Source organism: Ralstonia sp. VS2407 (assembly GCF_052950655.1).
In genome coordinates, this window is the sequence record NZ_JBRFVG010000346.1 from 1 (window position 1) to 441 (window position 441).

The following is a 441-nucleotide window of genomic DNA, read 5'->3' on the forward strand; positions in this document are numbered from 1 at the left end:
CCTCGGTATGGAACCCATGACGATGGTGTTCCGAGTCCAGGATCCGGCCATGCTCACCAAAGTGCACGTTGGCAGCAAAGTGCGCTTTGTCGCCGAGAAGGTGAACGGCGCTTTGACCGTGACGGCGTTGGACGTGCAGTAACGCGAGGGCCGGGGGCTGCTGGCTGCCCGTGCCGTCAATGCAGTGGACGAGGCTGACATGGTTCGTCGGCCTCGGGCGACGGCAAAGTGTTACGTCATGACAACAGCCAAGCTGCGGCAAACGGGACGACCACCGAAGCGGCGGGCGCGACGCCAAGAAACGCAATGAGCGGCAAGATACTCACGGTAAAGTGAGGGCCGCCGCGAATGCGAGAGGCAGACGGGGTCGATGCGCTGTCCTGAAGTGATCGGAGATGCGCGATCGGCCGCAACGTGTGTCAGCGGCGAGCAGAAGTGGAT

At 62.6% G+C, this 441-nt stretch carries 1 protein-coding gene; it reads left to right on the plus strand.

All coding sequences use genetic code 11. The features are described from left to right. Positions 1-142 (plus strand): copper-binding protein (locus ACU8YE_RS25385; RefSeq protein WP_446930350.1); only part of this gene is annotated, 142 nt, incomplete at its 5' end. Positions 143-441: the final 299 nt, after the last annotated feature.